The sequence below is a fragment of the Streptomyces sp. NPDC104581 genome, from assembly GCF_055583685.1.
The window spans coordinates 45,555-70,086 of the sequence record NZ_JBVJNN010000012.1 but is presented as its reverse complement, the minus strand read 5'-3'; the positions used below and the strand labels follow the sequence as shown (position 1 = coordinate 70,086).

Here is a 24,532-nt window from a genome sequence, read left to right as displayed (position 1 = left end):
GGCGGTACGGCGGTCGTACGGATACGACCGGGATCGCCGGGCCGCCCGCACTGAGCGGCAGGCCCGGCGAACCCGGGTGTCCGAGCGCTCCCGGCCCTCAGAGCGGAAGTACGCAGACGGCGACCGGGGACGCGAACGGGTCGCCCGCCGCGGCCAGTTCGCCGCTCTCCCGGTCGACGTGGAAGACGGACACGTCGTTCGACCGCTGGTTCGCGGCGAACAGCAGACTCCCGTCGGGCGAGAGGGCGAGCTGCCTCGGGTAGTCGCCCCCGACGGGCACCGTGTCCAGCAGTCGCAGACCCGCCCCGTCGTCCTCGACGGCGAAGCGGGAGAGGCTGTTGTGCCCCCGGTTGGCGAGGAAGACGTAGGCGCCGTCGCCCGTGATCACCGGCTGCGAGGGAAAGCTGTCGCCCGCGCCGCCGGCGCCGGTGGGCAGCGGTTCGCCCGGAGTGACGGCCCCGGTACCCGGGTCGTACCCGCACACGGCGATCGTGTTGTTCAACTCATTGGCCAGATAGGCGAATCGGCCCGAGGGATGGAAGACGAGATGCCTCGGCCCGGCTCCGGCGGGCAGCCTCGCGTACGAGACCCGGGTGAGCGTGCCCGCTGTTTCGGCGAGGCGGTAGGTGTGGACGCTGTCGGTGCCGAGGTCGACGGCCAGCACATGGGCGCCGTCCGGACTGGTGACGATCTGGTGCGCGTGCGGGCCGTTCTGGCCGGGGCCCGGAGCCGGTTCGCTATGGGCGACCAGATCGGTGCGCTCGCCCAGCGCGCCCGACGCCTCGATGGGGTGCACCGCCACGTCGCCGGAGCCGTAGTTCGCGCTGAGCAGCCACCGCCCGCCGGGATGGACCGACAGATGGCAGGGCGACGAACCGCCGGTACCGCGGGTGCCGAGCACCGTGTGGTCGCCGTTCCCGCCCAGCGCGATCGCCGTGACACCGCCGTCCTGGCGCTCGTTGACCGTGTACAGGGTGCCGCCGTCGGGATGCGCGGCGAGGTACGAGGGGTCGCCGACACCCTGGAGCGTGCCGGTGCCGGTGATATCGCCGGTGGCCGTGTCGTACGAGGCGAGCCCGATACCCGGACCGCCACTGGAGGTGTATGTGCCGATGAACAGGCTTCCTGTCACGCGGGGTTGACGGGTGCCCGCCGTGACTCCCGTCGCGGGAACGGTGGTTGGCGTCGTCCGGGCCGTCGCGGTTGTGGCCGGTACGGCGACCGTCGCCGCGGCGGCTGCCACCATGCCGACGACCTGACGGCGGCTCGGGCCGCCGGACCGTCCTGCGGCTGTCGCGGGCGCTACCGCGCCCGTTGCCGGATACTCGCCCGAGGGCGTTCCTGTGGGGTCGTTTCTCATGCCGGGCACCTCGGATGACTCGTGGGGGGAGTGCTTGCCGGTGTTGTCGCACACACCCTGTCGCCATCCCGCCCCCGTCGGCAAGGCCACCCCGGCAGGGCCGCGCCGTCACGGCCACCTCGTTCGAGGCCGCTTCGGTGGCCTCAGTCGCGGAGTGCCCGGGCGTCCCCCATCACGATCACCGGGCGTTTCGCCGGGTCCAGCAGGCGCAGGAGCTCGACCATGTGCGTCCTCGACAGCGAGACGCACGCCTGGGTGGGGCCCTTGTGGTCGACATGGACCCAGACGCCGCCGCCCTTGCCGGCGCCGAGGGGGCGCTCCTTGTCCAACGGCGTGGTGCCGGGCGTGCGGTTGTAGTCGATGGCCACGACGTAGTCGAAGGAGCCCTCCAGCGGCTCGCCCAGGAAACCCGTCCCGGACGCCTCGAAGTCGCTGTCCTCGTCGTAGGGGAGCCGGGACCCGGGGTCGGGCAGCCGGCCGCCCGCGTCGCCGAGGGTGAAGACGCCGATGGGTGATCGCAGGTCGGAGGCCCGGTGGTCACGGGTCCAGCCGCGCAGCGCGTTGTGCGCGGGCCAGCGGTTGGTGACGGGCTGCCAGCCGGTGTCCGCGTCCCGCTCGTACAGCGCGACCCCGGAGCGCGGTGAGTTCCGGCCCTCGCCCGTGACGACGAGGGCCTGGCGTGCGGAGACGGGGATACCGGCGCGGGTGGCCGGGCCGAGGCCCGGGATCTCGCGGATCAGCGACGCCTCCACCGGTCGGCCGGCGGCTCCGTGGGCCCCCGCCCCGTTCAGCGGGTCCTGACGGCGATCGGGCCGTCCGTATCTCGTCTCACCCCGCGCCTGCCGCCCCTCGACCGGCTTGCCCTCGGCCGACTTGCTCTCCGTGATCCGCCCCTCCTCCCGCGCGCCGGCCGGGCCCGTTCGCCCCTCCGTGCCGCTCTCGGCCCGCGCTCCGCCGCCCGGCGCGGGCGCCTGCTGAGCACATCCGGTGAGCAGCAGGCACGTACAGAGCGAGGTGAGGGCCAGGGCACCTCGGGCGCCGTGAAGTGCGCGGGGGAGGAGGAGCATGTCGAACCTTCCGTGGGTGTGGGCAGGCGGTCAGTCCTCGTCCGCCGCGTCTCTCTGCGCCATGAAACGCGATCATCGTGTGATCCGACCGTCACGGGATACGCGACCAGTGACAGACCCCGTGATTTCCCCCGTTCTGCCTAAGAAGGCGTCAGAGGTCGTACACGCGAGGTGGATTCCGGTCGGCCGCCGGGTTTCCGGGGCTTCCGTCATTGGTGCGAGCAAAGGCGGAGGAGGGTGATTGGTCGGCCTGCGGGCGATTCGTGAACGCGCGTAGTTTCAGTCTGCCGAAAGAGCGTCAAATTGGTTGCCCGACAGGGTTGTCGAGAACATGGCGGAATTGCTTGTCTTGATCCGTCGTGCACCGTGGGCAGGCCAGGACTCCGCCCCACCGGAGTGGCCAACCCCGAGGCACGGCACACCTGTTGTCGTTGAACCCGGGAGATCGTTCCCCCCACTTCCCAAGGAGATCGACATGGTTGCCACATCAGGACCCGGCCGTCGTACGGTGCTGAGAGGCGGTCTGACCGCCACGGCCGTCGGCGCGCTGGGACTCGCCGCGACCGGGACGGCGAACGCCGCCCCCGCCCGCCGTCCGGCGGGCGGTTCGGCGCCCGCCGCCGCGGAGCCCCGCATCTACAGCACCGCGGAATGGGGCGCGCGACCCCCGAACCAGCAGATCGTGGTGCTCGACCGGGTCCCCACCTACATCGTCGTGCACCACACAGCGGAGCCCGGCAACAGCGAGGACTACTCGCTGGAGCACGCGATGGCGATCTGCCGGTCGATCCAGAACTTCCACATGGACGGCCAGGGCTGGGGCGACTCCGGCCAGCAGTTCACCAACTCGCGCGGCGGATTCATCCTCGAAGGCCGCCACCAGAGCCTCGACGTCGTACGCGGCGGTACCCAGCACGTACAGGGCGCGAACGTCGGCGGCCGCAACAGCGAGGTCATCGGTATCGAGAACGAGGGCCTCTACACGGACGTCGACGTACCCGCCGCGCTCTGGGGCTCCCTCGTCCAGCTCGTCGCGTGGATCGCCACCCAGTACGGGCGCCCCGTCACCGACATCATGGGCCACCGCGACTTCAACTCCACCGAGTGCCCCGGCGGCGTGCTCTACGGCAGGCTCCAGGAGCTGCGCGACGCGGTCGCCGGCGCACTGGGCGTCGCGCCGGCCGACCGGCCCTCCGTCTGGCCGCTGCTGCGGCCGGGGGCCGTCGGTCCCCAGGTGCGTGCCGCGCAGTACCTGCTGCGCGCCCGCGGCTTCGACGACGTGCCCGTGGACGGTGTCTTCGGCGCGGCCACCAAGCGCGCGGTGGTCACACTGGCCGACGTGCACAACGTCGAGAAGCACACCTGCGCGGCCATGGCCCGCAGCCGCACGGACGAGACGGGCTATCTCGGCTCCGACATCTGGCCCCTGATCACCCCGAAGGTCGGGGCCGGCGAGAACGCCGACGTCGAGAAGGCGGTGACCACCCTGCACCGCGCCGGCGCCGACCGGGCCCACTCCACCGGCGTACTCACCGCGACGGACTGGAAGCACCTCCTGGCCTGACCCCCGGCGCGACCCTCCGGCGGCAGGAGCCCCGTCCTGCCGCCGGAGGCACCTTCGGAGCGGACCGCGTTCCGGGCCCGATGTCGGACTCCGGGTGGTACGGCGCCTTCCTGAAGGAGGGGGCGAGCTACAGGAGGCACGACATGTCCGAGCCCGGGACCGGAGCCGGCAGACGGCGGGAGCCGGCGGCCGACGCGGCGGCACAGGTCTTCGTCGACCACCGGGATCTGCTGTTCTCCGTCGTCCACAACACCCGCCGCGCTCACTGGCCCCCGAGCCCCGTCGTGGCGACGGACCTGACGATCTGCCGCTGGAACAGCATGAAGACCACCAGCAGCGGGATCGCGGCGAGCACCGACGCCGCGGACGCCTGGGCGTTCTGGAGCCCGTAGGAGTCCTTGACGCTCGACAGCCCCACCGGCAGCGTCATCAGTGTCGGGTCGCTCGTGATGATGAACGGCCACAGGAAGTTGTTCCAGGTGGTGATGAAGACGAAGATCGACACCGCGGCGAGGATGGGCCGGGACAGCGGCAGTACGACGCTGACGAAGATCCGCACGCTGCCCGCGCCGTCGATGCGCGCCGCCTCCTCCAACTCGCGCGGTACGGCGTCGAAGAACTTCTTCAGGATGTAGACCATGACCGGCGCCACCACCTGCGGCAGGATCACCGCCGCGTAGGTGTCGACCAGATTCATGGCCAGCATCTGCCGGAACAGCGGCACGATCAGGATCTGCGGCGGCACCAGGATCGACGCGACGGTCACGGCGAGCAGCGCCCGCCTGCCGCGGAAGAGTCCCCGGGAGAGCGCGTACGCCGCCAGCGCGGACACGACGACCGTCAGCACGGTCACCGCCACCCCGATCAGCAGGCTGTTGAGCGCCCAGACGGGCAGGTTCCCCTGGGCGAAGATCTCCCGGTACGCCGCCAGAGTGAAGCCCGCCGCCGGTATCCAGTCACCCGCGGCCGAGCTGGCGTCGACCTCCGACTTGAAGGAGGTGTCCACCCCCCAGGCCAGCGGCAGCAGCCAGACACCGGCCATCAGGATCAGCGCCAGCACGGACAGGACCCGGGGGAGGAGCCCCGCGCCCAGCATGGGGTGCCAGCTCCGCCCGGCCACTCCACCGGGGGGCGGACCGCCGCCCCGGCGCCTGCGCGCCACCTCCCTCGGCATCGTGCTGCGGTGCGGTCCGGACGACTTGGATGCGAGTGCGTCGGTGCTCATGACCGGCTCAGTCCTCCCTGCGCGAGAAGAGCTTCAGTTGGGCGAGGGAGAGGATCAGGACGACCGCGAAGAAGACGTACGACACCGCCGACGCGTAGCCCAGCCGGTAGTTGGTGAAGCCCGTGTCGTAGATGTACTCCAGGATCGGCCGGGTGGATCCGGCGGGCCCGCCCTTGGTGAGCAGATAGATCTGGTCGAACACCTTGAGGGAGGCCAGTACTTGCAGGACCGCGATCAGCCCCGTCGTACGGCGCAGCTGCGGCAGTGTGATCGACCACAGCCGGCGCCACGCGCCCGCCCCGTCGAGCGCCGCCGCCTCGTAGAGATGGTCGGGGACGGACTGGAGCGCGGCCAGGTAGAGCAGGAAGTTGAATCCGACGGTCCACCAGAGCGTGAGGAGCGCGACCGACCACATCGCGTACTTCTCCTCGACCACCCAGCCGATGCCGTCGATGCCGACGGCCTTCAGCATGGTGTTGAACAGACCCAGTTCGGGCTGGTAGAGCATGCCCCACACCTGGGTCACGACGGCCACGGGCAGCAGGTACGGGGCGAAGAAGGAGAGCCGCCAGATCCACTGGCCGGGCAGGCCGGTATGCACGAGCAGCGCCATCACGAGCGCGAAGAGCACCAGCGGTACCGACGAGAGCAGGGTGAACCAGGCGGTGTTGCCCAGACTCTGCCAGACCTCGCTGTCCCTGAACGCCTCGGTGTAGTTGTCCAGTCCGGCGAAGGCGCTGTCGCCGTTGCCGGTGAGACTGGAGTCGGTGAGGCTCATCCACAGCCCGAAGGCGAGGGGCACGACCAGGAAGAGGACGAAGAAGACGAGGAACGGCACGACGAACGGCCATCCGGCCCCCTTCGACGCACCTCGCCCCGACGCGACCTTTCCTGACGGCCGTTCACCTGATGTGGCGTCACCACCCGGCGCGTCACGTCGCCGGCGTTTCGCGGAGGGCCGGGATCCGTCCACGGCGGCCTGGCCGCCGGCGGTGGGCACGCTGCTCATGGCCGTCGCTCCTTTCCTTCGCGATCAGGCCGGATTCGGCTTGGACAGAAGCGTGTTGATCTCCGACTCCATCTTCCGCACGGCGCTTCGGGCGGACGCCGCCCCGGTCAGGGTCGGCTGGAGCGCCTGGCACATCCGGTTCTGGAAGTCCGAACCGGAGCCGGTGAACCAGGCTTGGGGATCGAGGACCGGATGATCGGCCGCGGCGGCGTACTCGGCCTGCGGATGCAGCCCCGCGTACTCCTCGGACTCGACGACCGGTCGGTACGCCGGGATATGACCGGCCCCGGCCCACGCCAGGCTGGACTTGAGCAGCTCGGCGACGAACTGGTGGGTACGGCGGCGCCGGTCCGGATCGGCCTCGCTCTGGTGGGGGAGCACCAGTGAGTGGCTGTCGGACGCGGCGCCGGGCTTGTCGAAGAAGGTCGGGAAGGGGGCCGCGCCGAGGGCGTCCTTCTTGGCCGAACGGAAGGTGTTGAGCTCCCACTCACCCGAGAAGATCATCGGGGACCGGCCGTTGGCGAACGCGGCGATCGCGGTGGTCAGGTCCATCGTGCGGCAGTCGGGCCGCACGATGTCGGCCATGAACTCCACCGTTTCCGCGGCCACTTCACGGTCGATCTCCAGCCTGCTCCCCGACAGGTCGAAGGTGGCGCCCGTCTGGTTGAACAGGGTCCAGAACATGCGCCAGCCCATGGCCGCGTCCGTGACATGGCCGAAGAGGGGGCCGAGCTTCCCGTGGTCCTCGCGGAGCTTCTCGGCGACTTCGAGATAATGCGCCGGCGACTCGAACGGGAGGGGCTGCCCGTCACTCCTCAGCAGCCCGGACCTGTCCATCATGTCGCGGTCGAAGTAGATGATGAACGGGTGGGTGTCGAGGGGGATCGCATACGGCTCGCCCTCGTACAGACACCGCTCGAACACCGTCTCGTTGAGATCCTCCCGGCGTACGCCGAACTCGGCCAGCAGGTCCATGTCGAAGGGGTCGAGCAGACCACCGGGGGCGTAACCGGGCAGCCGGGTGAGATGGAGGATCGCCAGGTCCGGCGAGCGTCCCCCGGCCGAGGCCATGGCGAGTTTGGTGTAGTACGGCGGCCCCCACTCCAGGACCGTGCTCCTGACCTTCAACCCCGTGGTGCGGCGCTCGATGTCACGGGTGATGTCCTTCATCAGCGCGCCGTCGGGGCCCTGGAAGAGGTTCCAGTACTGGATCATCTCCCCGGCGTCCGAGACGCTGCCGGTGAACGAGCCGCAGGCGCCGAGAACGGGGCCGAGGGCGGTCGCCCCGGCGCCGTACAGCGCGCCTTTCAGCAGCCGGCGCCGGGACGGGCCGCTCACCGCTCGGCCCCGCCGTCGCCGTCGCCGCCCTCGCCGTCGTCCGGGGCCGGTTCCTCGAAGGCCGCGCGGCGTTCCTGTGCCGCGCGCAGCCGCGCGACGTCGAGCTTCGGCGTACGGTCGAAGCGGTAGACCCCGTTCTGCTCCTGGAACACGTCGGTGAGCTGGGTGTAGCAGTAGCCGAACATGTGCGGATCGTCGAGCAGTACGGCGGTGAGCCCGGCGAAGCGCCGCTGGAACTCCTCCTCCGTACGCGGGCGTTGCCCGTACCCCCACGACACACTGCGGTCGGCGTCGCCCACCGCCTCGTCGTCCCCCGGTCCGTCGCGGTGGGCGGCGGCCTCCTCCGGGTTCCACCAGATGCCGCCGAACTCGCTGCAGAAATAGGGCTGTCCGCCGTACGGCAGCGACCACACGGCGTCCGTGTCCCGCTCGTCGGGGTTGACGAACGGGGAGTCCTTGTCCAGGCCCGCCATCTGGGCGCGGAAGAGGGCCGGGTCCTGTTCGTAGCTGTGCGAGTCGTACACGTCGGTCTCGGCGACCCGGTGGGAGTAGCCGGACGCGTCGATGACGGGCCGCGAGCGGTCCGCGGCCTTCGTCGCGAGGAACATCGACCTGGTGACGTCGTCCAGGACGGTATGCCGGTCGTGGAGCTTCTGATGGGTCTCGTTGAGCGGGCACCAGCCGACGATCGAGGGGTGGGAGTAGTCCCGCTCCAGCGCCTCCAGCCACTGCGCGGTGTATCCGGCGGTCGGCCGCTGGTTGTCCCTGGTGGTGGGCCCGCCCGCGCAGCCCCAGTCCCCGAACTCGCCCCAGACCAGATAGCCCAGCCGGTCGGCGTGGTGCAGGAACCGCTCCTCGAAGACCTTCTGGTGCAGCCGGGCGCCGTTGAAGCCGGCGGCGATCGAGAGCTCGATGTCGCGCACCAGGGCGGCGTCGTCGGGCGCGGTCATCAGCCCGTCCGGATACCAGCCCTGGTCCAGTACGAGCCGCTGGAAGACGGGGCGCCCGTTGAGCAGCAGGCGTTTGCCGTCGATGGAGACCGACCGCAGCCCGGCGGTGCAGACGGCGGAGTCGGCGACCCGTCCCGCCGCGTCCACCACCTCGATCAGCACCGTGTAGAGATGCGGATCCCGCGGACTCCACGGCCTGCGCCGGCCGGCGGGGACGGCCAGCACCATACGGGGCGCCAGATCGAGATCGGCGGGTACGTCGGCCCGTACGACGGCGTCGCCGTCCGCGTCGTGGAGCGTGGCCCGTACGCGGTACCCCGGACGGTTGGCGGAGAGCGGCAGTTCGAGGTGGAACGCGCCCGAGCCGAGGTCCGGGGTGATACGGGGCCTGCGCAGATGCACATCGGCGACCGGCTCCATCCACACCGTCTGCCAGATCCCGGTCGTACGGGTGTAGTTGCAGGCGCTGTTGGCGTACTCGACGGACTGTTTGCCGCGCGCCTGCGGACCGTCCGGGGTGTCCCTGGCGCGCACCACGACGACGACCTCGCCGTCGTTTCCGTCGTCCCCGTCGCCTCCGCCCTCTCCGTTCCCGCTCCTGTCTCCGTGCCCCGCTCCGGCGACCTCGCCGAGGTCCACGGTGAAGGAGGTGAACCCTCCGCTGTGGCGCCCCACTTCACGCCCGTCGGCCCACACCGTCGCGTCGTGGTCGACCGCGCCGAAGTGCAGCAGCACGCGCCGTCCCGCCCAGTGCGCGGGCACCCGCACCGTACGCCGGTACCAGACCGCGGGATGGAAGTCGGGATCGCCGATGCCCGACAGCTCGGACTCGGGGCAGAAGGGCACGACGATCCGGCCGTCGAGCTCCCGGTGGACCAGTCCGCGCTCCAGACCGCTGTCACCGGGGTCGAACGCGAACTGCCAGGTGCCGTTGAGATTCCGCCACTCCTCACGGACGAAGCTGGGGCGGGGATATTCGGGCCGTGGGACGGGTTTCGACTCGCCGGACGGCGTCTCGGTCGGATCGGTGGAGGGCTGTGACATGGCGTCTCCGGTCAGGGACGAGGCACGGAAGAGGCACGTGAGTGGCAGCGGGGAGGCTGGGCTGACGTGTGCGGCCGGACATCGATTACATCGATGTAAAACCCTGGATGTAAATACCTCGCACACAGGTTTCTCGTCGTCGGCCGCACGTGATCAGACCAGCCGGATCACGTTCCAGGAGAGCGGGGCGAGTGTGGCGCGCATGGTGCCGCCGGACACTTCGGTCCCCAACTGGGTCCGCGGCGCGACCCGTTCGGGCTCGGCGAGGGTGTTGCGGGCATCGGGATCGGTGTCGTGGAGCGTGCTGTGCTCCACGACCTCGCTCACCCCCGTCCCGCGCAGGGAGACCTCCAGCGGCAGCGGCTCGGCCCTGTCGCGGTTGACCGCGAAGACCGTGACCGAGCCGTCGTCACCCTGGACGGCGGTGGCGTGCAGCAGGTCGGTCTCCCCGTACGCCCGTGTCGGATACGTCGGTGAGTCCACGTCCACCCGGAGCACCCGGCCCCGCCCGTACCGTGAAGCCTGCTGGAAGGGGAAGTACGTCGTCTGCTTCCAGGCGGCGCCGCCCGGCTCCGTCATGATTGGCGCGATGACGTTCACGAGCTGCGCCAGGCACGCGACGGCCACCCGGTCGGCGTGGCGCAGCAGGGCGATCAGCAGCGAACCGAGCACGACCGCGTCGGTGACCGAGTACGCGTCCTCCAGCAGCCGGGGGGCCTCGTCCCAGCGGTCGCCGGTCGGGGGCTCGTAGCGGGACTGGTACCAGACGTTCCACTCGTCGAAGGAGAGATTGACGCGCTTGCGGGACTTGAGGCGGGCGCCCACGTGGTCACAGGTGGCGACGACGTTCTCGATGAACGACTCCATGTCGACGGCGGACGCCAGGAACGAGTCGCGGTCGCCGTCCTTCTCCTCGTAGTAGGCGTGCAGGGAGATGTGGTCGACCAGGTCGTACGTCTCCATGAGCACCTCCGCCTCCCACGCGGCGAACGTCGCCATGGACTGGTTCGAGCTTCCGCACGCGACGAGTTCCACGGACGGGTCGAGCCGGCGCATGGCGCGCGCCGTCTCGGCGGCGAGCCGGCCGTACTCCCGAGCCGTCTTGTGCCCGGTCTGCCACGGGCCGTCCAGCTCGTTCCCCAGGCACCAGAGCCCGATGCCGTACGGCTCCTTCGCGCCGTGCGACCGGCGCAGTTCGGACAGGGCCGTACCGCCGGGGTGGTTGGCGTACTCCTGGAGGTCGAGGGCCTCCCGTACCCCGCGCGTACCGAGGTTGAGGGCCATCATCGGCCGCGCGCCGACCTTGCCGGTGAAGTCCATGAACTCGGCGAGGCCGAAGCGGTTGGTCTCGGTCGAGTGCCAGGCGAGGTCGAGGCGGCGGGGCCGGTCGGCGACGGGCCCGACGGAGTCCTCCCAGCGGTGGCCGGAGACGAAGTTGCCGCCCGGATAGCGGATGACACTGATGCCCAGGTCCCGCACCAGGGACAGCACGTCGCCGCGCAGGCCGGCGGCGTCGGCGGTGGGGTGGCCCGGCTCGAACACCCCCGTGTAGACGCAGCGGCCGAGATGCTCCACGAAGGAGCCGAAGACACGGTCGTCGACATCCCCGACGGTGAAGGCGGGGTCGAGGGTGAAATGGGCGGTGCGCGTCATGCGTTCCTCACAGCGGTTCGATATCTCGGACAACGGTCGCAATCCCGGACGCGAACAAGGGGAACGTAGGGCGCGCGAAGGGCCCCGTCAACGGGGCCGTGGCGAGCGCCCCGGAGCGGGGGCCGTGCGGACGGGCCGGTGACGGCGCGCGGGCCGGCCGGCTCCCGCCCCGCTGCCGTCCGGCCCGCGCCGCGCGTCGCCGTCAGGCTCCGGTGCGGACCGTCCGCAGCGCCTTGGACCAGCTCACGAGCTGGTCGAGCGTGGTCTCCAGGGCCGTCCGGTGGTGCTCGGCCGGCGTGAACTCGACGACGCCCGAGACGCTCACGAAGTCGGTGTAGAGGGAGAGCGCCACCTGGGAGCGCACGGTCGCCACCTGGAGCTCGGACATGATCAGGCGCAGATGCTCCACTGCGCGGGTGCCGCCGACGCTGCCGTAACTGACGAATCCCGCGGCCTTGTTGTTCCACTCCGCGTAGACGAAGTCGATGGCGTTCTTCAGCGCGCCGGAGGTCGAGTGGTTGTACTCGGGCGTCACGAAGAGATAGCCGTCGAAGGAGGCCACCTTCTCCGCCCAGGCCAGGGTGTGGTCCTGTGTGTAGCGCCCCATGGCCGGCGGGGAGACCTCGTCCAGATGCGGCAGTTTGAGATCCGCGATGTCGACGAGCTCGTACTCCGCGTCACCGCGCGGGGCGGCGATCCCGTGCGCCCACTTGGCGACGGCTTCGCCGTTACGGCCCGGACGCGTGCTGCCGAGCACGATCGCGATCTTCAATGCCATGATCCGCTCCTGACGTGAGAGGTCGACCCAGGTCACATCCTGCCCGCTGATCGATCTCCCCGCTCGTGGTCCGCCCGCTCCCGGGAGGGCGGGTAACTATCAGCCGCTACGGGGTATTTGTGCGGCGGAGTTCCTGCATATTGGGTCATGAGGGTTGTAATTCGGCCATGTGAGCGCCTACACATCGTCTCCACGGATGTGAGGGACGGGAGCACGGCACATGCAAGGCACGGTTGACGGGTTCAGCTACGGGGTCATCACACCGATCGCGGCTTTCGTGATGGCCTGCTTCGGAAGCGCGCTGGGACTGCGCTGCGTCACACGCTCACTGCGGGCGGAAGAGTCCTTCAAACCGGGGTGGTTGTCCCTCGGCGCCGCCTCCATCGGCTGCGGCATCTGGACGATGCACTTCATCGCCATGATGGGCTTTCAGGTACGGCAGACACCGATCGATTACCACGTCCCGCTCACGGTCGCCAGCCTCGTCGTGGCGGTCCTCGTCGTCAGCGTGGGCGTCTTCGTGGTGGGTTACCGGGGAAGCTCCCCGCCCGTCCTGATCACCGCCGGGGTCATCACCGGTCTCGGTGTCGCCGCGATGCACTACCTCGGCATGGCGGGGATGCGGCTGGAGGGCCAACTCCACTACGACGCCTCGATCGTGGCGGTCTCCGTCGTGATCGCCGTGGTCGCCGCGACCGCGGCCCTGTGGGCGGCGGTGTCCGTCCGGGGGTTCTTCCCCAGCCTGGTCGCGAGCCTCATCATGGGCGCGGCCGCGACCGGCATGCACTACACGGGAATGGCGGCGATGAGCGTGCACCTCGCCGGCGGCGCGCCGCGTCCCGGGGTCTCGGGCGACTCGCTGCCGTCGATCATGCTCCCCATGCTGCTGGGACCGCTGGTCTTTCTCGTGCTGGCCGGTGTGGTCGTCATGTTCGACCCGCTGCTGGTCCTCGGGGACGGGGAGTGGAACCAGACACCCGCGGGAAAGGGCGGACCGGGCCGGGCCGACGCACCCGACCTGCCGGGTCTGCCGGGTCCGGCCACGGGAGCCGCCGACCCGGTGCCCGGTCCGCCGGCCTGGACGGCGGCGGCGAACCGCGACACCGGAGTTCGGGCGGCGGGCGACGAACCGCCGCGGCAAGGGCGCTGGTGATGTCAGCTGTCGGTGCGGCCGGTGCCGTCGCCGCTGTTCCGGCGGCCGGCACCGGTCCCGGCGGCCGGCTCCAGCGCTGCCACCGACCAGACGCGCTCGGCCCGCAGCGGCCCGTTGCGCGCCAGCAGCATCCCGTGATCGGCGGCCAGGGGCGCGAGTTGCGAGCCGTAACAGAGCACCGTCTCACGCTTCAGGGCCCACTGGTCGTCCGTCAGCGTGAGGTCGTGCTCCACGCGCAGATCATGACGGGTCGTCATGTCCTGGTAGGCCAGACCGTACCCGTGGCTGCGGCCGAGCGCCTGGTCGGCCGCGGCCGACCCCCATTCGTCCAGATGGCCGGTGTAGGGCAGGTCCGCGTAGACCGACGGCACCGGGCGGCCGAGCCTCGCGGTGACCGCCAGCACCCGGTCGCGGACCTTCTCGTGGTCCGGCTGGTTGGTGGCGATGGGGATCAACAGCGCCGTCTCGGGGCTCAGTTCGGCCAGACAGGTGTCGATACCCGTCAGCTCGGCGCCGTCACCGTAGGGACCGTCGGGATGGTCGAGGGCGACGCTCTCGACCCCCAGGAGCTCACAGGCCCGGGCGTCCTCCGCGCGGCGGGCGCGATAGGCCTCCCGGGCGGTGGAGAACCCGCAGGAGCTGTCCCACCACGAGACCGGATGGTGCGGGGCGGGCTCGCCGCCGTACACCGTCACCACCGTGACGGGACCGGGGAGCCGGGCGATCAGGCCGCTGAGGGAGAGCACCGCGTCGTCGAAGTGCGGCGAGAGGATCACGGTGCCGGGGGCTGAGGGCGTCATGGGGGTGTCTCCTCGGTTGTGGGGTGGGCCAAAGAGGGGTCGAGCCGTCGGGGGCGGCGCGACTACGGACGGGGGCGGGGCGCCAGAGGCACGGCGTGGAACACCTTGTCCCACTGGGCGTCGTCGCCCTCCCAACGGCCGGGGTTCGCGGCGACCGTCCCCCAGGTGATGTCCGGGGAGAGGGCCGCGGGGTCGGCCGGTGGCGTACGGCGCAGCCACAACAGTGAGAACCGCTGCCCCGGGTACGCGGAGGCGATCACCTGGCGCAGCCGGTTCAGGTCCCTCGCGGTGCTCTCGTCGAAGGCGTCGTGATGGACGTAGAGCACCTTCGCCGGGGACGCGGCCAGGGCCCGCCAGCGCTCCGCGAGTGCGGTGAACTTGGCTACGACGGCGTCGAGTTGAGAGTCGATGTCGTCCTGGGTGAGCCGCTGCCCGTCGGCCGGCCGGAAGTCGTGGAAGAAGCGGATGTCCGAGCCGCGGTCCAGGGCGCAGAGCCCGTCGCTGAACGGCTCCACCTGCCCCGGACGCAGCACCTGGGCGAAGTCGTCGGCGATGGCCTCGACCACCGACTCCAGTTCGAGGTCGAGCCAGTCGAAGAAGTGCGCCGAGTCGTTCCCCGTGATGCGGCGGAGCTGATACGTCGTCTCGCAGTGGTAGCCGAGCCCCACGCACACGTCGTACGCGCCGTCCCCGTTCCCGTTCCCGGCGACCGCCCCGTCTGCACCGTCGGCCGCGCGGGCACCGTCGGATTCCGGGGCCGGGGCGGCCTGATTCTGCAGCGCCGTCACGGGGTTCAGCCCGCGGTGCGACGCAGCAGGAGCCCGTCGCTGCCGCGTTTGATCAGATAGGCGCGGCCCGCGCAGACCGTCTCGACGCGCGGCGGGACCAGGTGCACGCTCTCCACCTCCTGCCAGATCGCCGACGCCGCGAGCCAGGGCCGTACGCGGTCGGCCATGGCGTCGGGTTCGAGGGCGACGAAGAGGTGGTCGGTGGGCAGGCGGTCCAGCAGGCCGAGGTCCTGGCCGTAGTAGAGCATCTCGATGAGCAGATGCGCTCCGGCGCGCGGACGGCCACGCTCCGGGCGGTCCGCGAGGTCCGCGAGGTCCGCGGGTTCCGCGAAGTACGTCGGGCCCGTCGGGTCCGTCAGCTCCGCGAGATCCTGGGAGGAGACCCGTACCGTCTCCGTGCCCCCCATCGCCTCCGCGAGCCGCGTCCTGAACACCGGATTGGGCTCGGTGGCGTGCACGGCGCACCCCGCCGCGACCAGACGGTGCGTCAGGGCGCCTTCGCACGCGCCCACTTCGACCAGACACTCGCCGGTCGTGGCGCGATGTCCCAGCACCCAGGCGGCGGTGGCGTCCAGCCGGTCCTTCTCGTAGGGAGAGCTGCCGAACTCCCAGGGGTCCGGGATGGACGCGGCCTCGTCGTCCAGGCTCGCGAGGAGCGCGAAGAGCCGTTCGCGCTCCTCGGCGTCGGCACGGAAGAAGCGCTCGGTCGCCGGTATGCGGGGCGTCTGGACGACGTACTCCGGCGACGGCTCCGTGAGGAGGTGTTCGCATGCCCGGTTCACGAAGTCGAGCTTCCCCGCGAGCAGTTCACGGTCCAGGGAACGGTCGAGGTCGCTCACGACCTGGAGATAGGGCGAGTAGCCGACGGCGTGCCGCACATCGAGATCCGCGCAGCCGGCCGCCGTGTCCCGGCCGACCCGGCCCCGGCTCCGCCGGTTGTCGGCCGGCGAGTGCGTCCAGACCCGCGCCTCGCGGTCGCCGGCCGCCGCCCGTACCAGCTCCGCCAGGGAGCCCGGACCGGACTCCGCGGCCCGGTCGTCGGCGGGACGCACACGGTCCGCGATCCGGGCGAGCCGTTCCGCCGGGCCCTGCGCCGCGGAGAAGCTGAGTGTGCGGCCGTCACCGGCGAGGACGAGGGCGGCCTCACCGCCGGTGAGAACGGACAGGAAGTCGAGTACGGCGTCTTCGGCGCGGAGCACAACAACGATGTCGATCACAGCATCGGTCCTCTGTACGGAACGGGCGGGCCGCAAGCAGCACACGTTAGGTCTAGACCACTGCGAGTGGCAAGGGACTCCGCCGGCGGAGGTCATGTCTCGGCCGTTCCGCCCCCGCCCCGCCCCGCCCGGTCCAGCGGAACCCGCGAGGCACCGGAGCGCCCCTGGGTTGAGCGGGGACGGCCCTGGTGAGAGCCTTGACAGGGATACGACTCCAGCAACGAGGAGCGGACCCGCGATGGGACCGACACACGATGTGCGCACCCTCCCGCTGCCCTCGGGAGAACACGTTCCCGTACTGGGACAGGGCACCTGGGGCTGGGCGCAGGACCCGGCACGGCGGGGTGGCGAGAAGAAGTCCCTGCTGCTGGGGATGGACCTGGGCATGACCCTGATCGACACGGCCGAGATGTACGGGCAGGGCGCCGCGGAGGAGTTGGTCGGTGAGACCCTCGCCGCCCGCCGTGACGAGGCGTTCCTCGTGACGAAGGTGCTGCCGTACAACGCCGGGCGCATGGACACCGTCAACGCCTGCGAACGCAGCCTGAAACGGCTGCGGACCGACCGGATCGACCTCTACCTGCTGCACTGGCGCGCCTCGGTCCCGCTGGAGGAGACCGTCACCGCCTTCGGCGAACTGCTCCGCGCGGGCAAGATCCGTCACTGGGGAGTCAGCAACTTCGACCCGGCCGACCTGCGGGAACTGGCCGAGGTGCCCGGAGGTGACGCGATCGCCGCGAACCAGGTCCTGTACAACCCGAGGCGGCGCGGCATCGAGTACGACCTGCTGCCCCGGTGCCAGGAGCGCGGCGTCCCGGTCATGGCCTACTCCCCGGTGGAGCAGGGACGCCTGCTCACCGACCCGGTTCTGGAGACGGTGGCGGGCCGTCACGGGGCCACGGCGGCGCAAGTGGCCCTGGCCTGGGTCCTGAGCCGTGCCGGAGTGGTCGCGATTCCCCGGGCGGGGCGGCCCGAGCACGTCCGCGACAACCACGCCGCGCTCGCGCTGACCCTCACCGAGGACGACCACGCCGACCTCGACGCGGCGTTCCCGCCCACCCGGGGCCCGGTACCGCTGGAGATGCTGTGAACGGCATCGACACAGCCGGCACCACCGGCATCAGTACCGGGAGCCGGGTGAACCGGCGGTGCCCGTAAGCTCGTCGGCGGCCCACAACAGTGGAGGCGGAGATGGCGGACGACATTCTGCGGACGATCGACACGCTGGTCGCGGAGGAACACCGGCTGCGCGAACAGGCCCCCGGCAAGGGCCTCAGCGCGGAGGAGCGCGCGCGTCTCCAGGACCTGGAACAGCGACTGGACCAGTGCTGGGACCTGCTGCGCCGACGCAGGGCGGGGGCCGAGAGCGGGGAGGACCCCGAGCGGGTCGAACCGCGCCCGGTCGCCGAAGTCGAGTCGTACGAACAGTAGAGGGGTGTACGTGACGTACGACATCGCCGCGACGCGTGCCCGGTTTCCCGCCCTGCGGGCGGGTGTCGCGCACTTCGACGGCCCCGGGGGCACCCAGACGCCCGAGCCCGTCATCGACGCGATCACCGAGGCGCTGAGCGCTCCGCTCTCCGTGCGGGGCTCCGTGGCGCCGGGGGAGGTCAACGCCGAGAGGATCGTCCGCGACTTCCGGCTGGCCATGGCCGATCTGCTGGGCGCGGAGCCCGAAGGGATCGTCTTCGGGCGCAGCGCCACTCAGCTCACCTACGACTTCTCCCGTGTCCTGTCCGGGAGTTGGGCGCCGGGCGACGAGGTCGTGGTGAGCCGGCTGGACCATGACGCCAACATCCGGCCCTGGCTGCGGGCCGCCGAACGGGCCGGTGCCGTCGTGCGATGGGCGGACTTCGACGCGGCCACGGGCGAACTGTCCCCGGAGACCGTCGGCGCCCTGCTCACCGACCGGACGCGGCTGGTCGCGGTGACCGCCGCCTCGAACCTGATCGGGACCCGGCCGGACGTGGCGGCCATCGCCGGCCTGGTCCACCGGGCGGGCGCGCTGCTGTACGTGGACGCCGTGCACTGCGCCGCGCACGCGTCGGTGGACATCGCGGAACTCGGCGCGGACTTCGTCGTCTGCTCGCCGTACAAGTTCTTCGGCCCCCACCACGGTGTACTCGCCGCGTCCCCACGGCTGTTGGAGACCCTGCGACCGGACAAACTGGCGCCGTCCACCGACGCCGTACCGGAGCGCTTCGAACTCGGCACGCTGCCGTACGAAGCCCTGGCGGGCACGCGCGCCGCCGTGGACTTCCTCGCGGAACTCGCCCCCGACACGACCGGCGACCGGCGTGACCGGCTCCGCTCCGGCTACGCCGCGATCCAGGCCCACGAGAGCGCCCTGCGCGAGAGCGTCGAACAAGAGCTGTCCCGATTCGACGGCGTGACGCTGCACTCCCGCGCCGCGCTGCGGACACCCACGATGCTGCTCACCTTCGACCACCACGCGGCGGCCGACGCCCACCACTTCCTCGCCCGGTCCCGGATCCACGCCCCGGCGGGTTCGTTCTACGCCCTGGAAGCCTCCCGCCACCTCGGCCTGGGCGACACGGGCGGCCTGCGCGTGGGCCTGTCGGCGTACAACGACACGAACGACACGGCCCGCCTGCTGACATCCCTCTCGGCCTTCCTCCGCACCTGAGCCGGGTGACGTGCTCCGAGAGCGGCTCACGCGGCCCAACCGGCCCCGTCTCAGCCGCGGATCATTCCCGTCAGGAGTCGGTGCGTCCCCTCGTCGGCCGCCGCGAGCAGGCCGCGACCGCCCGGGCCGGTCGGGGCGCCGTCGGTGCCGGTGACCACGCAGCCGGCGGCCCGGCGCAGGGCGATGCCGTCGGCGACATGCACGCTCCCGGACAGGTGACCGCTGACGGCGACGGCGTACGCCGCGCGTCTGCCTGCGGCGACCCAGGTCGGCGCCGGCGCCGTGGAGGCGGCCCGGGGCCGGAACCGTCCGGCGAATCCGGGGTGGGCCGGCAGGTCCACCGCGGGGGCCGGACCGCGGCGCCCGCACCGTGTCGGCGCGGTGTCAACGCGCGCGCGGCCTCGGTGGAGAGGTACCCGACGCCAGCGGGGAGCGGGCCAGTTCGATACAGCCCGCGGTGATCAGGCCGATCGCGATCAGCTCGGGCAGCAGCCACCAGCCGGTGCGAACGCTCTCACCGAACAGCGTCACACCGTAGGTGATGCTGATCAGCGCGTCGCCCAGCGTCAGCATCGGCTGGGACGCGACCAGGGAGCCCGCCTGGAGGGCGTTCTGGAGGAGGAACAGCGCACCGATCCCGGCGACGGCCGTCGCGTACAGCTGCCAGGACGAGAAGAACGCCGCTACCCCCGACCCTCCCTCCAGCCTGGCCACGGCGTCCTTGAGAAGTGCGGCCGTCAGGGCGTACGCGCACGCGGCCGCGAGCCCCAACAGCGCGGCACGGGTGTTCCTCCGGGTCCTCAGCGCGAGGGCGATCAGCAGCGCCTCGAAGAGTCCGGTGACGATCAGCGCCGGGACCCAGGAGAGATCCCGTACGGTCTCACTGCCACCCGTCGGCGCCGCCGAGCCGAGGCCCACCGCCAGACCCACGGTCACCGCGGCCACGCCGTACCAGGTGGCGCGTGGCAGCCGGGAGCGGAAGGCGTAGCTCGCGATCAGCAGCGTCATCGGCAGCTCGATCACGAAGATCGGCTGTACGACGGCGATGGGGCCGGTCGCCAGCGCCACCGCCTGGCAGACCGCCGCCACGATCACGAGCCCGATACCGGCGAGCCAGACCGGTCTGCGGAGCAGATGCCGGATCAGCGACAGGCGCATGGCGTCGGAGTCGGGCGCCGTGGCCGCGGCACGCCGCTGGAGCACGGAGGCGGAGCCGTTGCTGATCGCGGTCAGCACGGCGAACAGGACACTGATCACCGCCCCATCATGCGGGCGGGTTGCGCCGGGGCCGTTCTCATCGCGGGCGATGCGGCCACGCGGGGGCCGAACGGGTTACCCGTCCGGCCCCCGGCCCGCCTCAGTTCACCGTGAACGCCGGGGACGTCCCCGTGAACGGCGTGATCTTTCCGAGGAGGCTCTTCGAGTCGCCGTGGTGCACGATCCGGTACGTGCCGGGAGCGGTGTCGGCGCCGATGTCCCAGGTGACCGTCGCCTTCGACGTGCCGGTGAGCCCGTTGAGCCGCGTCCAGCGGTACGTGGTCCGCCAGTCGCCGTCGTCCAGGACCCGCACCCACTTCCCGTCGACCAGCCGCTGCACCTCCAGGAAGGTGCCGCCCCGGCGCAGGTTGTTCTTCGGGTGCCCGGTCGCGAACTCGACGGTGGCGCTCCGGCCGCGGGTGTACGACGCGTCCGGCGGGGTCAGTACGGAACCGAACGAGCTGCTGGGGGGCGGGTTGTCGTAGACGACGCCGGTCTGGAAGTTGAACTGCCTGCCCGACTCGTCCGGCGGCGCCGTCCCCCGGTCGATGGTGGTGCCGTCGCGCAGGGACGCCGCGACCCGCGCGTACTCCTGCTGGTAGGCCGGCAGGGTGTAGCGGCCGTAGAGGGTGGAGCCGCCCTCGTACTGCTGCGAGTCGTACTCCTCCGGTGTCGTCACGTACTGGCTGTAGGAGTTGGCGTATCCCTGGAGCAGCACCCGGTCGAGCGGGACACCGAGCTGCTCGGCCACGGTGCGCCGGACCCGGAGCCCGGCGGTGATGGTGAACTCCCCGGGACCGGCCACCAGATGGAGGTCGCCGATCCTCATGATCTGAAGAGGCAGGATCTTCGGGGTGACCGGGTGCACATTGCTCAGCAGACCCGTGGGGACGAGGCTCGCCTTCGGGTACTGGCACGTCGCGAGCCAGTCGGGGGTCTCGATGTGCAGCGCTTCGATGATGGAGGCGACCGGCGTGCGCATGCCCTCTTCCAGGCCGGGGATCGCCGGACCGTCCTCGACGCTGCCCGCGAGCGTGGACGCGCCCACGACGGCGGGGCAGGTGCGGTGCTCCTTGCCGTCCGGGGTGTGGGCCCCGTTCACGGTCACGTTCTCCATGTCGACATAGGCCAGCCGGGAGTCGACGCCGCCGGTGACGGGTTTCGCGTCCCGGTAGATCTCGCGGGCCTTGTCGAGCTGGCGTTCGCCGAGGATGCGCGCGTTCTCGAACTCGTCCTCGGTCGGGCCCGACCCCGGCTTCAGATTGAGATTGGGGGACATGTCGCCGGCGTTGGTGTTGGGGAAGGCCGCGACGAAGCCCGGTGTGTCGTCGAGGTAGCGCACCCCTTCCAGATCGTGCTCCCACGCGTAGGAGGCGTAGCCCTTGCTGTCGGGGCTGATGAGCGTGTTCTTGTTGGTGATCGAGGTGTTGTGGGTCGCGAACCAGCTGATCGCGCCGGCGTCCTTGTCACCCTGCCGGAAGCGCAGCACGGTCATGGCGGGGTCGATACCGTCGGGGAAGGCCGCCCGGTCGGCCGCCGGATTGCGGTCGAAGGCGGCCCGGGACCGGTTGACACTGGCATTGGTGAGCGTGCCCGTGCCCAGACTGATCGTGCCGGGCCGCAGGTCCTCGTGCGCCTTGACGACGGACTCCACGATGCCGTCCACGATGGCCCGGTAGGTGCCGCTCTGGAAGCCGAGTACGGAGAGGTTGTACGCCACGTCGTGGGAGTATCCGCCGGGCCCCGAGTGGGTGTGGGTGGCGGACAGCAGCACGTTCTCGTCGTTGTAGAGGCCGCCGTAGCGCTCCTTGAGGCGCGAGACGACACCCTGCTGGACGGATTGGAAGATCATCGCGAGATCGGCGTTGACGTAGACCACGCGTTTGCCGGTCGACCGGTCGGCGACCACGAAAGCCCGCGACCGCTGTCGCTGGTGGATGCCGGACGTCTTCTGGTCGAAGCTCGAATAGCCCATCATCCCGGTCTCGGCGGCCTCACCCGTGACATCGGCGATACCGCGCCCGACAAGATGGTCCCCGTCGCCGGCGGTGTCCGGGGCCGCTGCCGGGGCCCCGGAGGCGAGGGCCGGGGGAGGGGCGGTGAACGAGGCCGCGCCCAGGGCCGCGGCGAGCGCCAGAACGGCGAGCCTGCTTCTGGAGCGACGGGGGGCGGGGGGTGGCATGGAACCTCCTGTGCGGGAGCGAAACGGGACGCCGGTCCCGGTCGGACGCCCCGCCGGGACCGGCGGGCGCGCGCTGGTGCCCCGACGGTAGAGGCGCGTGCCCGTGATCGCATAGGTCTCTACCGGACAGTAAGTACCCGGCGCCGCCGAGGAGATGGCAGCCCGCCGGGGGAGATCCGGCCGCGTACGGCGCCGTGACCCGCCCCCGGCCGGGGGACGTCGTGCTGCGCGCCGGCGGATATTCCGTACCGCGACGGCCCGAAAGGGCGGAGACTCGTCCCGTGGCAGACATGAGTTCGTTCCGGGAAGCGGTCATCGCGTGGGCGGCCGGCGGTTCCGGTGAGCGGGCGCACGAGCTCGCCGCGGGGCTGCCCGTCCGCACGGCCGTCCTGCTCGAAGGCCCGAGCGACGTCGCGGCGGTCGACGCGCTGGCCGCCCGGCGCGGCCGGAACCTGGCCGCCGAAGGGGTCTGCGTCCTGTCCATGGGCGGGGCGATGAGCGTCGGCCGCTTCGTGAGCCTCCTGGGCCCGCCCGGACTGGGTCTGCGGCTCACGGGACTCTGCGACGAGGGGGAGCGCGGCTTCTACGACCGTGCGCTGGAGCGGGCCGGTGCGGAACGGCGGGGGTTCTTCGTCTGCGCGGCGGACCTGGAGGACGAACTGATCCGCGCGCTGGGTGTGGGACGCGTGCGGGAACTCGTACGCGCGGAGGGCGACCTGCGCGCCCTCCAGACCTTCCTGCGCCAGCCCGCCCAGCGGGGCCGCACCGCACAGCAGCAGTTCCGGCGCTTCCTCGGTACGAAGAAGGGTCGCAAGATCCAGTACGGCCGCGTCCTGGTCGAGGCGCTCGACGCCGACCACGTACCGGCGCCGCTCGACGGGCTGCTCACCAGCCTCTGAACCGGTGGCGGCCGGGCCACGCACCGAGTCCGGCCCGCCGGCCCGCGCCCCGGCCGCCCGCGGGCCCCACCGATGATCGACACGCCCGGGCGCCGCACCTCCGGTAGCGTTGGCCGGACGACGTGCTCATCCAGGGTCGCCCTCTCGCCGCCGACCCCTCCGCGCCGATCCGGCGCGCGTTCGACGCCGGTCCGCGGCACGCACGCGGGCACCCGGACTCCGGTCGGGCACTGAACTCCGGAGCACACCCGGAGTTGTGGATCAGTTCGGAAGGAAGTCACCATGCCCTTCGCCACCGCCAAGGACGGCACACCGATCTTCTACAAGGACTGGGGTACGGGTCAGCCCGTCGTCTTCTCGCACGGCTGGCCGCTCACCGCCGACGCCTGGGACCCCCAGATGAAAGTGATGGCGGACAACGGCTTCCGCGCCGTGGCCCACGACCGGCGCGGTGGCGGACGCTCCGGCCAGACCTGGGAAGGCAACGACCTCGACACCTACGCCGACGATCTCGCGGCGGTCATCGAGGCCGCGGATCTGCGCGACGTCATCCTGGTCGGCCACTCCACGGGCGGCGGAGAGGTCACCCGCTACATCGGCAGGCACGGCTCCGGCCGCGTCGCCAAAGCGGTGCTGCTGGGCGCGATCCCGCCGCTCATGCTCAAGACGGAAGCGAACCCCGAAGGGCTCCCGATCGACGTCTTCGACGAGATCCGCAGCGGCGTCGAGAAGGACCGCTCGCAGTTCTACCAGGAACTCAGCGCCGCGTTCTACGGGGCCAATCGCGACGGTTCGACCGTCACCCAGGGAACCCGTGACGAGTTCTGGCTGTGGGGAATGACCGTCGGTATCAAGGGCGCCTACGACTGTGTGAAGGCGTTCTCCGAGACCGACCTCACCGAGGACCTCAAGCGGTTCGACGTACCCACGCTGATCGTGCACGGCGACGACGACCAGATCGTGCCGATCGTGGCGTCCGGCGACAAGTCCTCACAGCTCGTCAAGGACGTGACCTACAAGGTCTACGCGGGCGCGCCCCACGGGCTGGCGATGGTGCCCGAGTTCGCGGAACGGTTCAACGCGGACCTTCTTGAGTTCGCACGCGCCTGAGCCGCGCGGCGCGCCCGGCCCCGTCACAACCGGCCGGGCCGCGCCCGCCGCCACGAGCCGTCGCCTCTGCGGGCGCGCTCGCCGTCGTCGTCCGCCCGGGCGTGGTCGTCGCGGACGAGACCCGGGCGCCCGGCCGAGGCATGGTCGCGCTGGGTTCCGTGGCATTCGTCGCGCTGGTCGCCGCGCACGCCTCGGTCGTCCGCGTCCGGACGGTGGGGAAGCGCCGCGCGGGCGGAACCACGCGTGAACTCGTCCACGTACGTGCCGTCGCCGACGTCGTGCGGGTTGCTGTTCTCGGTCCGGTGCCCCGCACCGGCGGACCGGTCGAGCCGGCCGTCTCCCGCACCTCCGCGCCCCTGCGCGACGCGCTCGCCGCCCGCACCCTGCGGCGGCTGACGGACGACGACGCCGCGCCGCTCCTGCTCCGCCTCACCGGCCGGCGACCGGCCGAGCACCAGAGAAGGTGACACCAAGTGGCGAACCGATTACGT

The 24,532-nt window shown here is 71.3% G+C and carries 21 protein-coding genes and 1 pseudogene; 8 read left to right on the top strand and 14 right to left on the bottom strand.

What is annotated here, in order from left to right; translation table 11 throughout:
* Positions 1–97: 97 nt before the first annotated feature.
* The gene (locus ACZ61E_RS12720) at positions 98–1,246 is read right to left on the bottom strand and encodes a lactonase family protein (RefSeq protein WP_469699618.1); all 1,149 of its coding nucleotides are present in this window, start codon (positions 1,244–1,246) and stop codon (positions 98–100) included.
* 257 nt (positions 1,247–1,503) lie between these two features.
* Entirely contained in the window at positions 1,504–2,427 is a 924-nt protein-coding gene (locus tag ACZ61E_RS12715; protein WP_469699617.1) for a hypothetical protein, read from the bottom strand.
* A gap of 475 nt (positions 2,428–2,902) precedes the next feature.
* Here ACZ61E_RS12715 and ACZ61E_RS12710 point away from each other — a divergent pair, with 475 nt between their 5' ends.
* Positions 2,903–3,991 carry a peptidoglycan recognition protein family protein gene (locus tag ACZ61E_RS12710; RefSeq protein ID WP_469699616.1) on the top strand — a complete coding sequence of 363 codons (1,089 nt, stop codon included), beginning with the start codon at positions 2,903–2,905 and terminating at the stop codon, positions 3,989–3,991.
* A 262-nt stretch (positions 3,992–4,253) separates the two neighbouring features.
* Here the strand turns inward: ACZ61E_RS12710 and ACZ61E_RS12705 are convergent, their stop codons facing one another.
* From ACZ61E_RS12705 to ACZ61E_RS12680, 6 genes are all read right to left on the bottom strand, one after another.
* Positions 4,254–5,216: a carbohydrate ABC transporter permease gene (locus ACZ61E_RS12705; RefSeq protein ID WP_469699615.1), complete on the bottom strand. Its 963-nt coding sequence runs from the start codon at positions 5,214–5,216 to the stop codon at positions 4,254–4,256.
* Positions 5,217–5,223: 7 nt separating this feature from the next.
* The gene (locus tag ACZ61E_RS12700; RefSeq protein WP_469699613.1) at positions 5,224–6,225 is read right to left on the bottom strand and encodes a carbohydrate ABC transporter permease; all 1,002 of its coding nucleotides are present in this window, start codon (positions 6,223–6,225) and stop codon (positions 5,224–5,226) included.
* Between the two features lie 24 nt (positions 6,226–6,249).
* Positions 6,250–7,563, bottom strand: a complete 1,314-nt coding sequence (locus ACZ61E_RS12695) for an extracellular solute-binding protein (RefSeq protein ID WP_469699612.1) — start codon at positions 7,561–7,563, stop codon at positions 6,250–6,252.
* Entirely contained in the window at positions 7,560–9,557 is a 1,998-nt protein-coding gene (locus ACZ61E_RS12690) for a glycoside hydrolase family 2 protein (protein ID WP_469699611.1), read from the bottom strand. Before ACZ61E_RS12690 ends, ACZ61E_RS12695 begins: the two co-directional genes overlap by 4 nt.
* Positions 9,558–9,710: 153 nt before the next feature.
* Positions 9,711–11,210 carry an arabinosylfuranosidase ArfA gene (gene arfA, locus ACZ61E_RS12685; RefSeq protein WP_469699609.1) on the bottom strand — a complete coding sequence of 500 codons (1,500 nt, stop codon included), beginning with the start codon at positions 11,208–11,210 and terminating at the stop codon, positions 9,711–9,713.
* Positions 11,211–11,412: 202 nt separating this feature from the next.
* On the bottom strand, positions 11,413–11,988 hold the full coding sequence (locus tag ACZ61E_RS12680; protein ID WP_469699608.1) for an NADPH-dependent FMN reductase: 576 nt from the start codon (positions 11,986–11,988) through the stop codon (positions 11,413–11,415).
* A gap of 220 nt (positions 11,989–12,208) precedes the next feature.
* On the opposite strand from ACZ61E_RS12680, the gene ACZ61E_RS12675 reads away from it, so the two are divergent.
* Positions 12,209–13,141 (top strand): MHYT domain-containing protein, encoded by a 933-nt coding sequence (locus tag ACZ61E_RS12675; RefSeq protein ID WP_469699606.1) that lies wholly within the window; start codon positions 12,209–12,211, stop codon positions 13,139–13,141.
* Between the two features lie 2 nt (positions 13,142–13,143).
* On the opposite strand, the gene ACZ61E_RS12670 is transcribed toward ACZ61E_RS12675, so the two are convergent.
* From ACZ61E_RS12670 to ACZ61E_RS12660, 3 genes are all read right to left on the bottom strand, one after another.
* Positions 13,144–13,941, bottom strand: coding sequence for a PIG-L deacetylase family protein (locus ACZ61E_RS12670; protein ID WP_469699604.1), 798 nt, complete (start codon positions 13,939–13,941; stop codon positions 13,144–13,146).
* 62 nt (positions 13,942–14,003) lie between these two features.
* A complete protein-coding gene (locus ACZ61E_RS12665; RefSeq protein ID WP_469699731.1) occupies positions 14,004–14,615 on the bottom strand; it encodes a DUF1796 family putative cysteine peptidase in 612 nt (203 codons plus the stop codon).
* A gap of 119 nt (positions 14,616–14,734) precedes the next feature.
* Positions 14,735–15,946, bottom strand: coding sequence for a hypothetical protein (locus ACZ61E_RS12660; RefSeq protein ID WP_469699603.1), 1,212 nt, complete (start codon positions 15,944–15,946; stop codon positions 14,735–14,737).
* A gap of 238 nt (positions 15,947–16,184) precedes the next feature.
* Between ACZ61E_RS12660 and ACZ61E_RS12655 the strand changes: the two genes are divergently transcribed.
* The 3 genes from ACZ61E_RS12655 (at position 16,185) to ACZ61E_RS12645 (ending at position 18,593) form a co-directional block, all read left to right on the top strand.
* Positions 16,185–17,036, top strand: a complete 852-nt coding sequence (locus ACZ61E_RS12655; protein WP_469699602.1) for an aldo/keto reductase — start codon at positions 16,185–16,187, stop codon at positions 17,034–17,036.
* A 101-nt stretch (positions 17,037–17,137) separates the two neighbouring features.
* Entirely contained in the window at positions 17,138–17,377 is a 240-nt protein-coding gene (locus ACZ61E_RS12650; RefSeq protein WP_147877177.1) for a DUF2630 family protein, read from the top strand.
* A 10-nt stretch (positions 17,378–17,387) separates the two neighbouring features.
* Positions 17,388–18,593 (top strand): cysteine desulfurase-like protein, encoded by a 1,206-nt coding sequence (locus tag ACZ61E_RS12645; RefSeq protein WP_469699600.1) that lies wholly within the window; start codon positions 17,388–17,390, stop codon positions 18,591–18,593.
* A 50-nt stretch (positions 18,594–18,643) separates the two neighbouring features.
* Here the strand turns inward: ACZ61E_RS12645 and ACZ61E_RS12640 are convergent.
* From ACZ61E_RS12640 to ACZ61E_RS12630, 3 genes and pseudogenes are all read right to left on the bottom strand, one after another.
* Positions 18,644–18,937, bottom strand: a pseudogene (locus tag ACZ61E_RS12640) (inositol monophosphatase family protein); the annotation flags it as partial.
* 40 nt (positions 18,938–18,977) lie between these two features.
* On the bottom strand, positions 18,978–19,850 hold the full coding sequence (locus ACZ61E_RS12635; RefSeq protein ID WP_469699599.1) for a DMT family transporter: 873 nt from the start codon (positions 19,848–19,850) through the stop codon (positions 18,978–18,980).
* A 100-nt stretch (positions 19,851–19,950) separates the two neighbouring features.
* The gene (locus tag ACZ61E_RS12630) at positions 19,951–22,032 is read right to left on the bottom strand and encodes a neutral/alkaline ceramidase (protein WP_469699598.1); all 2,082 of its coding nucleotides are present in this window, start codon (positions 22,030–22,032) and stop codon (positions 19,951–19,953) included.
* Between the two features lie 281 nt (positions 22,033–22,313).
* Here ACZ61E_RS12630 and ACZ61E_RS12625 point away from each other — a divergent pair, with 281 nt between their 5' ends.
* The 3 genes from ACZ61E_RS12625 to ACZ61E_RS12615 all read left to right on the top strand — a co-directional run bounded on the left by ACZ61E_RS12625 (position 22,314) and on the right by ACZ61E_RS12615 (position 24,508).
* Complete coding sequence (locus tag ACZ61E_RS12625; RefSeq protein ID WP_469699597.1) at positions 22,314–22,931, top strand: TOPRIM nucleotidyl transferase/hydrolase domain-containing protein; 618 nt, start codon at positions 22,314–22,316, stop codon at positions 22,929–22,931.
* A gap of 282 nt (positions 22,932–23,213) precedes the next feature.
* Positions 23,214–24,041 carry an alpha/beta fold hydrolase gene (locus ACZ61E_RS12620; protein ID WP_469699596.1) on the top strand — a complete coding sequence of 276 codons (828 nt, stop codon included), beginning with the start codon at positions 23,214–23,216 and terminating at the stop codon, positions 24,039–24,041.
* A 158-nt stretch (positions 24,042–24,199) separates the two neighbouring features.
* A complete protein-coding gene (locus ACZ61E_RS12615; RefSeq protein ID WP_469699595.1) occupies positions 24,200–24,508 on the top strand; it encodes a hypothetical protein in 309 nt (102 codons plus the stop codon).
* Positions 24,509–24,532 lie beyond the last annotated feature (24 nt).